Raw genomic sequence first — 9,724 nt, 5'->3', positions numbered from 1 at the left:
ATGAGGTCGCGACCTGGCAGCAGCGGCCGCTCGATGCAGTCTATCCGTCGTCCGCCGCCGCCCGCCCGTCTTGGCCGGCGGGATGAGCGGGGCCGCCAGAGCCCATCCCCGGTCCGTCATATGCTTGGATACCGCAGACCCTCGCGGCTATGCTCGCGCCGGGCGATACCAGACCATGCCATGCTTCACTCCATCTCGTCGCAAAGACGGTGTGAATCACAACATACTGGTATCGCTCAACTACTTTCGGATCGGGGTCTCACACCGAAACACAGTATGGGCCAATTTGTCGCCATAGGTGCCCACAAACGGGTTGTTGTCTTCACTGACCAGCCAAAGAATGTTTGGGCGCTTGCGTTCGGCCGCAACCGCGCTCTTGGCCAGCACAGCCGAGGCGATGCCTGCCTGTACCAAACGCCGCGGCTCATTTTCACGTCCCGCTTCCTTTCACGCTACTTGGCAGCCCGCGACGAAGCTGCCACCCGGCTTTATCAAGGTTTTTGCACCCCATGCGCCGGGACAATTTCCAACTCGGGTGGTGCATTGCTTCGGCCCGTCTCAGATCACCCCTTCACGCAGCATTTGCGTCGCATTATGCGCAGCGCGCGCAGCCAATGCCATGTAGGTCAGCGATGGGTTCTGGCAGGCGCTCGATGACATCGCCGCACCGTCGGTGCAAAACAGGTTCGGTACCTGATGCGCCTGATTGTATTTGTTGAGTACTGATGTTTTCGGGTCGTTCCCCATTCGCGCCGTGCCCATTTCATGGATGCCGAAACCCGGAGCTGCGGCCTTGTCGGTCTGAAACGTAACCGTCCCTCCCGCCGCTTCGATCATCGCTTTGCCATCGCTCAGCATCTGACTGGCCATGCTGATCTCGTTGGGGCCGTATCTGCAAGCAATATGGGCAAGAGGCATACCCCACTGATCGGTTTTGGTGCGGTGCAAGGTCACGCGGTTCTCCGGATTGGGCAGCATCTCGCCGAAGCCTGCAACAAACATCATCCACGGGCCAAGCTGTCGCGCACTTTCCTTCAGTCCGGGACCGATGCCGGGCAGATATGCCGGGGGCTTACCGCCGGTTCGCAAGGCTGCGCCCTGGAAACCGAAGCCGCGGATATACCCATCGCCGTCTTCGCTGATATTGCGAAAGCGCGGGATGTAGATGCCCGTCGGGCGGCGCCCCTTGTAATAGGTGTCGAGGGCACCGGGGATGACACCGCCGGTCACCAGGCCGGAAATGTGATCCATCAGGTTGCGGCCGACCTGATCCGAACCATTGGCAAGGCCATTCGGGTTTTGCTCGTTGGCGGATGCCAGCAGTATCTGCGCTGTCGGAATGGTCGAGGCGTTGAGGAAGATGATCCGGGCTTCGTAAGTGCGGCCGACCTTGGTGTTCCTGTCGATCACACGCACGCCGGTTGCTTTGCCGGTGGCCGGATCCTGAAGGATCGATTGAACAATCGCATCGGTCACCAGGGTCAGATTTCCGGTCCGCCGGGCGGCAGGCAGGGATGAACTCAACGTGCTGTGCATCGCGCCAAAGCTGCAGCCGCGCTCGCAAATCGAACGGTTCTGGCAGTCGCCTCGGCCTAATTCGGTATGGTGTGGCTGCGCAACCGACAGGTTGGCCGCGCGCCCGATAATGACCTTGCGACCGCTGAATCCGGTTTCGATCGCGGATTTGAAGAACTTCTCCCCGTCATTCATGGCAAATGGCGGCAGAAAGTCGCCATCGGGCAATTGCGGCAAGCCGTCCTGTGCCCCTGCTACACCGATAAACCGTTCGACCTGATCGTAATAGGGCGCGAGGTCTTCGTACCGGATCGGCCAGTCGCATCCATGGCCATCAAGGGCATTGGCCTCGAAATCCATTGGCGACATGCGATAGCTTTGCCGCCCCCACATGATTGACCGCCCACCGAGGTGATCGCCCCTGATCCAGCCGAACGGCGCGTCTTCGGGGGTGATGTAGGGGTGTTCGGTGTCCTTCACCCAGAAATGCTTGGTGGCTTCACTGAAGCTGTGGTTCTGGCGTTGAACGGGATAGTCGCGAGCTACCTCTTCCTCCGCGACCATATTGTTGTTTTTCAATTCCCACGGCATCACCGAGTCGTTGAAGTCTGTAGCCGGATCAATGTCCCGGCCGCGTTCCAGCATTAGAACTTTAAGACCGCGCTCGCACAATTCCTTGGCGGCGATCCCGCCGCTCATGCCCGAACCGATCACGATTGCATCAAAATCCATGGGTTTCTCTCCAATCAACCAAGATCACTGACGCCTGCAAACGGCCGCGTTTCGGCGGTCACTTCCAGTGATGACACAAACTTGCCGGGTACATGCTCATACAGCAGCTCCTCGGTCAGCGCGATTTCGCTGGTGTAATAAAGACCGATAATCAATTGCTTGAGCCGGACATATGATGGATTGGCGGTTGGCGGACCAGCCAGCATGACCGCCAGACCTTCCAGAGCTTTCTTTCGCGGGGGGCCAAGCTGAATCGCTGCCTGGTCATAGGCGACCAGAATTTCCGTCCGCGCGGCAAGGTCAAGTGCTGCAAAATCCTCGCCGGAGCCAAGTTCGCCAATGGCATCAATCGCTTGAACAATTTCCAGTCTGGTTTCCTGCGATGCCCAGTCGCGCATGAGTCCGCTCAGTAATTGCGGGACCTTGGCGGCCAACGCACCGGGCGTGTCGGTGACCGGAATAATGGTATCGGCGATGGCGGAGAGCAATCGCAGACGTTCATCGTCAAGCGCGCCGCTTCCTCCAAGGGCCGCGCTGCAACCCCCAAGACCGGGGATGGCAGCAGCGCCCAGCAGCAGCGCGACATTGCGCATCAACGTGCGGCGATCGGTTGGCATGAGGTTGTTCATCTGGAATTCTCCAATCTTTCGGTCACCGTCGTCCCCACTGGTTTTTCTGATTTGGCAAAGACGCCGGCTGCGCGCTCATTTGGCGCTCTTTCCGCGTTCGAAAAACCAGACGAGTCCGAACACGAAGAACAGAATCAACGGGATGACAGCGATGGTCTGAAAGCTGGTTTCAGCAGCCAATGCCCGCACGCCCTGCATTTCGGGCGAACCCTGCACCAAAGCGTTAAACGCCTCCCTGCCGCCTGCCTTTGCCAATTTGGCATCATCATAGATTTCGCCGAGTTGCGGCAAAACAAAGTAGATCACCATGGCTCCGGCAAAGCCGACCAACCCGGTGCCCCACGGACCGCTTTTTGGGAACCGTCTGGACACCGCGGCCAGCATTGTCGGCCACATGAAGCAGACGCCAATCGCCCATAGTGTTGCGGCCACAAGGGCGGTCGTGGGCGAGTTGGCGGCGCTCAGCAAATAAAGGCCAGCTGCGGCAGGCAAGGTGCAAACGCAAAGCAGCCCCATGTCGGAAAAGCGATGGTCAAGCGGCCCCGCAAAATGCCGCATAACGAACATGATGGCCGAGACATATACCAGCACCAGAATGCCCGGCATCCCGACTGTCTGGGACAAGGTGACGTCCACCCATGCTCCCGGTGCCAGCTCTGCTGACGCCGTCAGGAACACGATCGCAAAGAAGATCCAAAAGGTCGGCCGCTTGAACGGTTCCGCCCCAGCCGCGAACAGAACAAGCGCAGGCCCGGCAACATAACAAGCGGCTGCGAACAGGATAACCATCTTGTCGATAATGACATCCAGCCCCGCCTCAAGCGCCGCGATGGCAGGTGGGGCCTGCATGTGATTGGGCGTGACGATGGCCACGGCCTCAATGCGAACATCGTCTGGGAGATCCGCTTCGCGCGCCAGCATCTCGGCCCAGCTGCTATAGGTGCGATCTGCGGGAAGGCCCAGTTCCTGCCCAGATGCGATTGCTTTTTCAGGGGTCGAGGACAATGCGCCTGCCACCAGTTGCCAGTTGCCGGCAATGGCCGCTGCGGTTCGGTGAATGCCGCCGATAAACGCGCCTTGCCCGCCGCCAATCATCCCATAGCGGATGGACGTCACTTGCCCGGACCTGCGACTGAGGGGGCGTCGCACTCGTTGCCGTCAAGGCGCAGCGCCCAACGGGTTGCGTTAAGCAAGAATTGCTTTTGTTGCGCGTTCTCGAATGCGGCGGCAGCGTGGCCAAATGCCGAATAGAGTACGCGGCCTTTACCGATGCAGCGGCTCCATACGATCGGATGGTCACCCATGCGCAGATCGGCTCCCAGAAAACCCTCCGGAGTGTAAGTCGCCTCGTCAACCGTGATCAGGACATCAACACCCGTGCTGCGCGGCGAGCGGTCGAATGAATACCATTCCTCGAAATGCTCCCACGAAGACGGAAGCCCCTGAACCGCAGGATGGTCAGGCTTATCCAGAGACACCGTCGCGGTCTGGAACTGCGGGTTGAGGGTGTGCTGGGTAAATGTCGTTCCGAGCAATTCGGTCATGTACCAGCTCCAGTCCGCATGCGAATCATCGCCTGCAGCATGGATTCCAACAAAGCCTCCGCCGCTTTTGATATAGCTTTCGAAGGCTGCTCGCTGATCGAGCGTGAATACGTCACCGCTGGTGTTATTGAAAATGACCGCGTCGAATTGCTCAAGCATGGCAGGGTTGAAAGTTGCGCCGTTCTCCGTCTGAAAATAGCCCCAGCCATTCTTGACAGCCATTTGCTGGAACAGGACGTTGGCCGCAGGAATGGCATCTTCATGGCGGAAGCCATTGGTCTTGGAAAAGACCAGAATTGCCGGACGTTTGAGATCGGCTGGCAGCGACGGTGGTGTGGTTTCATAAACCTTCAAGCCGCCCAGCATGACCCGCTGAATGAGATCGCGATTGACCCATGCGAACACAGCAACCACCAGCAGCAGGATCAGGCTGAGCCAGCCGAAAATCTTGAGAACCCGTATGAAAAAACGCTTTTTGCCGGTTCTGGGCATCGTATTAGCCATAGCTTTGCCTTTTTAGATCGAACTGCTGCTTTGGCGCTGCAATGGAAATTTTGAGGGGGGAGTGGCTGTTCCCCGTCTCCCCCCGGTTCTGCCTTTGATCAAGGGTTACCGCGTCAGAACGTCACCCGCGCGCCGACCGTGAAATAACGACCCATGATGTCGTACAGTTGGGCAAAGGTCGGGAACGTGTTGCTTGGCTGCTGCAGGTTGGGAATGATCGGCGGACGCCTGTTGAACAGGTTGTTGACGTTCGCAAAGAGTTCCAAGTCGCCACCCAGGGGCCCTCCTTGGACAGTTTGGCTGACATTCGCATCAAAGTACCAAACCGCGCCGATTTCATCATCAGCATAGACGAATGTTTGGCTACCCGCCGTGAGCCCGGGGACCTCGCCTTGATTGAGATTTCCGATGTAACGTCCCTGCACAAACAGGTTAAAACCGTCATTTGATGCATACCGCGCGCTGATATTGCTACGCAACTTTGGCTGGATCGCATCCTGCAACAATAATGAGCCAGGATTATCGATAAAGCCCGCTTGTGAAACCACCGGCGAAGATGCGCTTACTTGGCTTCTGAACGACAAAAGCACGTTGGCATTGGCCCGAAGATCCAATTGGCCATCGCCTAGCGGCAGCGTGTAACTGGCATCAATATCAATCCCGCGGGTGCGCAAATTTGAAAGATTGACCGGGCCTGAAAAAATGCCGGCAATGGTGGGCAAAGTGCTGACCTGCGCTGCGGTTGGATTGCCGCCACCTTGCAAGGTAATGCTGTCGCAAACTGGTGACGTAAAGCCCGAGCTGGCGCATTCGCCGGCCAATGTTTGGAACGGACGCTCTTGTATCGCACCGCTAAGATCAATGTCATAATAATCGGCCGAAATGGTGAAATTGCTCACTGGGCTGAACACCCCACCAAAGGTCAGCGTATTGGCGACTTCAGGGTTGAGCGCTGGATTGCCGCCACCATTGACAATGATGTTATCGCTGCTGGTGTTGAATGGCGCAGGTGCAGAGAAATTCTGGAAACCTGCTGTCCGCCCAGCGAACAGTTCGAACAGATTGGGCGCCCTGATATCCCGCGAACGGGTAATGCGGAATCGCAGAGCATCAATCGGCTCCCATGTCCCGCCAACCTTCCACGTATAGACCGTGCCGGAGTTGCTATAATCAGTCCAGCGACCTGCGCCGGAAACCGAAATTTCGCCAATTCCGGAATCTGCTGACGTGATCGGCGCGAGCACTTCGAGGCCAGCCTCCTTCACGTTGTTCCGGCCATCGATCAGACCGATGTTGGTGATGCCAAAACGCGTTGGCGTTGCCGCTCCTCGGATGGCCCCGCCAAGAGTGTCCAGCGGGATGGCCGGGTCGGAATTGCTATTACGAACCAGGCTGTTTTCGCGATATTCAAAACCCAGGGAAACGCTGACAGGCCCCGCAGGTAGTTCAAATGGTGATCCGTTTATGCTGCCGCTAAACACGTCCATCTTATTGGTCACGTCAAAAACCGACAAGCCAACCAGCCAATCGCTCAAACCCTCGCGATTGGGGCTCAGTTGCTGTCCAAACGGATTGTAGGGTATGCAGCCCGGCAGCGGATTGTTTGGCAGTGTTGAGACAAAGCAGGCTGGCCCTGCAGGCGTCGAAACCGTATCCAACGATGCAAACAAGTGCTGCATGTTGAACTCGCGGCTTTCGGACTGCTGTTTGACTTCGCCGTGGATGTAAGTTGCGCGGAAATCCCAGCCCTCAACCAGTTCACCCTTCAAGCCAGCCTTGATGCTCCAGGCATCGCTCGATTGAACCGTGCTCGGTGTGCCAAATTCATTGGTGCCGAAGATGCCAAAGCCAATTGGCGAACCCTCTGGCACAAACTGTGTCGGCAGCGCGATTCCCGACGCGGCGAGAAAAGGATTTCCATTGAGCGGCAGAAACTGCGCAAAGTTGATGGCCGTCGCAAACGGAGTCTTGTTGCGAGCGTAGCTGCCTTCGACAAAAGTCGTTATTTTGTTCGACACATCATAGCTTAGCCGCCCGTAGAAGCGCGACGAAGTCACGCCGGTCAGCAAGCTGCGACCGGGATCAACAATCGTGCCTGTCCCGCCGATTTGGCCTGTTCCCGGAGCGGCACCAATGGACGTACCCGGGTTGAGAAAGGCTGCCGACCCATCGGCGTTAAATGTTCGGCCAGCGAACGGCCCTGCCAGAATGCTGGGAAAACGCGTCACCGCGCCCCAAACAACGCGTTCCCTCAAGAAATGAGGGCTGGCAGCTGTGCCCAACCCGCCAAAACCGAACTGCCCGTTGAATTCTGGGCGATCACGGTAGGTGATTTGATCATTTTCTTCATGCTCAGCGCTGAACAGCAAGTGCCCGCGGCCACCAGCAAACTTGACACCACCTGCCAACCCGACATCAAACCGGAAAGCATCGCCAAAAGAGGAAACGCCGGTTTGTCCGGCGACCTTGAGCCCAGTAAATTTGCTGTCGATGACATAGTTCACAACGCCAGCAACGGCGTCCGAACCATAAACGGCTGAGACGCCTGCGGTCACAATATCAACGCGCGACACCAGCATTTCGGGAATGATTTCGACGTCGACCAGACCATCAAACGTCGTTGGCGGGACGCGGTCACCATCCTGCAGGATCAGCGTGCGGCTTGCGCCAAGCCCGCGCAAGTTCAAAAAGCTTCCGCGCTGCTGCGTTGGCGATGACGTGGGCAGTGTGCGTGACGTTGATGAACCCGCGAACTGCGGCGCTTGAATAAGTGATAAGGCGATGCCGATAGGCTGCGCATCTTGCAGGTCTTCTGCGGTTCGAATGGCCACCGGCGTTGGTTGCTCGAAAGCGGATTTTATGCGCGAACCGGTAACCAGGATATCGTTTGCCTCGGTCTCGGCATCAGCTTGATAATCCTGCTCCGGCGCGATTTCCTGCGCGTTGGCGTGGGTTGCTGAAAGTGTTCCAAACGCCAGCACGGCGAGGCTTGTTGACGCCTTCAAACTCAAGCCTGCGAACGATGCCCGTGCTTGCCAATTTGGGTACGCTTTCATCCCATCACTCTCCGGGTAATTGATGCTTATGCATCTTGCCGACACAGCTATGCCAAATTGGCAACGTTGTCAACGTTGGGCGAATCGTGGTTGCACGGTTGCGGATTTTTCATCACATAGAGCCTACAAACTGGACGGCTGAGTGTGAGCTTGTAATGGGAAACAATGCCAACCATCAAAGACGTCGCGGCCCGCGCAAAAGTATCCTTCAAAACGGTATCGCGAGTTCTCAACGGTGAACCTCACGTCCGGCCGGAGCTGATTAGAAGGGTCCGGGTTGCGGTCATCGAGCTTGGCTATCGCCCAACCGAAGCTGCCAGAATGCTGGCACGGCGCAAATCGATTGTCATTGCTGCGCCAATTTTGCCGGTACAGGCGACCTTCATCAGCCGGATGCTGATATCCCTGACCAAAGAATGCCGGAGAAACCGGCATTATCTGCTCACTGAGGTATTCGACAGCCGCGATGACCTGCTGGACTGGACTGCGCAAATGCCAGTCGAGCCGCACGCGGTCATCCTGTTTGCGCCCTTTGAAGATGACATGGCCGTCATCGAAAAGCTTGAGCAGCAGAACATACCCGTCGTCAGAATCTCACAGTCAAAACCCGGCTATGGCATCAGTGTGCCGGTATCCGATTTCGCGATCACCATGGAACTGATGCAGCATCTGCTTGATCTCGGCCATCGCCGCATCGGCCTCATCGCCCCGCCGCTGCCAGCTGGTGCAACCGAGGAACGCGTGCAGGCCTATAAAACTGCATTGGCGCAGGCGAACATTCCGCTGGATGACGCATTGATGATCCGTGGGGATTTCGTGTTCGAGGTAGGCGAAGCTGCAGCTCGGACGTTGCTACAGCTTGATGCGCCGCCAACAGCGATTTTTGCGACCAGCGATGACATGGCGCTGGGCGTGCTGGCTGTTGCACATGAGCTTGGCATAAAGGTGCCTGATCACCTGGCGATTGCCGGTTTTGATGGCAATCAGGAAGCTGGCAAGGTCTTCCCGGCCCTGACAACGATCCACTTCCCAATTGAGGATATCGCCCGAGTGGCCGTTGAGGCGGCCATAAAAGGCCACGCTGTCGAACTCGATTTCAAGCATCACCTGATCGTAAGGGGTTCTACGGTTAGCCCAGACCTGAATTGGCCCCGTGACCGCGAAGCTGTGCAAAATGGCTATTTGGGATTTCAGCGCCAGAGTCCCTCGAACCGGCGTCCGGCCGTACGGGTGTAGCGGACGGTGTGTTTGGGGTCTCGGTGGCCGAGATAATCCTGGATCAGGCGGAGGTCGTAGGCGCGGTTCGCAGGCGCGAACCCGCAGGAGTGGCGCAGCATATGCGGGTTGACCGACGGCAGGCCGGCGCGCGCCGAGGCCTGGACCAGCAGGTAATTGACGGCCTGGCGGGTTAGCTGCGCGCCGCGCTCGGACACGACCGACTAGAGCGGTTTTCGCCGTCGCTGAATCGATTGGGGATTCCCAAGCTGTCTGATTTCTGATTCACGATACCTGCTGGTGAAGGAGGCTGGCAGGGATGGGTCGAGCCTTATCGGTTGATTTGCGGCAACGCATGTTGGCAGCGATCGACGGCGGGCTGCCCTGCCGTGCGGCGGCAGCGCGCTTTGGGGTGAGTGCGGCAAGCGCGATCCGCTGGCGGCAGTTGACGGTGCGCACGGGCAAGGTGTTGCCAAGCCGTCAGGGCGGTGACTCGCGGTCAGGACTGATCGAAGCGCACCACGGCTTT

The 9,724-nt window shown here is 57.8% G+C and carries 8 protein-coding genes and 1 pseudogene; 2 read left to right on the top strand and 7 right to left on the bottom strand.

Going from position 1 to position 9,724, the window contains the following annotated elements; genetic code table 11:
* From QU44_RS18375 to QU44_RS16240, 6 genes and pseudogenes are all read right to left on the bottom strand, one after another.
* Nucleotides 1-182: pseudogene (locus tag QU44_RS18375) on the bottom strand (transposase); the annotation flags it as partial.
* 376 nt (nt 183-558) lie between these two features.
* Entirely contained in the window at nt 559-2,247 is a 1,689-nt protein-coding gene (locus QU44_RS16260; RefSeq protein ID WP_033923459.1) for a GMC oxidoreductase, read from the bottom strand.
* Nucleotides 2,248-2,261: 14 nt separating this feature from the next.
* Complete coding sequence (locus QU44_RS17570; protein WP_052135017.1) at nt 2,262-2,876, bottom strand: gluconate 2-dehydrogenase subunit 3 family protein; 615 nt, start codon at nt 2,874-2,876, stop codon at nt 2,262-2,264.
* Nucleotides 2,877-2,951: 75 nt separating this feature from the next.
* Nucleotides 2,952-3,992, bottom strand: a complete 1,041-nt coding sequence (locus QU44_RS17565) for a Gfo/Idh/MocA family oxidoreductase (RefSeq protein ID WP_197054362.1) — start codon at nt 3,990-3,992, stop codon at nt 2,952-2,954.
* Complete coding sequence (locus QU44_RS16245) at nt 3,989-4,924, bottom strand: ThuA domain-containing protein (RefSeq protein WP_081988125.1); 936 nt, start codon at nt 4,922-4,924, stop codon at nt 3,989-3,991. The genes QU44_RS17565 and QU44_RS16245 overlap by 4 nt, the downstream gene beginning before the upstream one ends.
* A 113-nt stretch (nt 4,925-5,037) precedes the next feature.
* Nucleotides 5,038-7,980 carry a TonB-dependent receptor domain-containing protein gene (locus QU44_RS16240; RefSeq protein ID WP_081988124.1) on the bottom strand — a complete coding sequence of 981 codons (2,943 nt, stop codon included), beginning with the start codon at nt 7,978-7,980 and terminating at the stop codon, nt 5,038-5,040.
* Between the two features lie 165 nt (nt 7,981-8,145).
* Between QU44_RS16240 and QU44_RS16235 the strand changes: the two genes are divergently transcribed.
* The gene (locus tag QU44_RS16235; RefSeq protein WP_081988123.1) at nt 8,146-9,216 is read left to right on the top strand and encodes a LacI family DNA-binding transcriptional regulator; all 1,071 of its coding nucleotides are present in this window, start codon (nt 8,146-8,148) and stop codon (nt 9,214-9,216) included.
* On the opposite strand, the gene QU44_RS19030 is transcribed toward QU44_RS16235, so the two are convergent.
* Nucleotides 9,171-9,413 (bottom strand): tyrosine-type recombinase/integrase, encoded by a 243-nt coding sequence (locus QU44_RS19030; protein ID WP_033923457.1) that lies wholly within the window; start codon nt 9,411-9,413, stop codon nt 9,171-9,173. The two genes, QU44_RS16235 and QU44_RS19030, sit on opposite strands and share 46 nt — an antisense overlap.
* A 101-nt stretch (nt 9,414-9,514) precedes the next feature.
* On the opposite strand from QU44_RS19030, the gene QU44_RS19025 reads away from it, so the two are divergent.
* On the top strand, nt 9,515-9,724 hold a 210-nt coding region (locus QU44_RS19025; protein ID WP_033923460.1), incomplete at its 3' end, for a helix-turn-helix domain-containing protein.

The organism is Sphingomonas sp. 37zxx (assembly GCF_000786205.1).
In the GTDB taxonomy this organism is placed as follows: domain Bacteria; phylum Pseudomonadota; class Alphaproteobacteria; order Sphingomonadales; family Sphingomonadaceae; genus Sphingomonas.
Note: the sequence above shows the minus strand (reverse complement) of the source record. Positions and strands in the feature narration are given on the sequence as shown.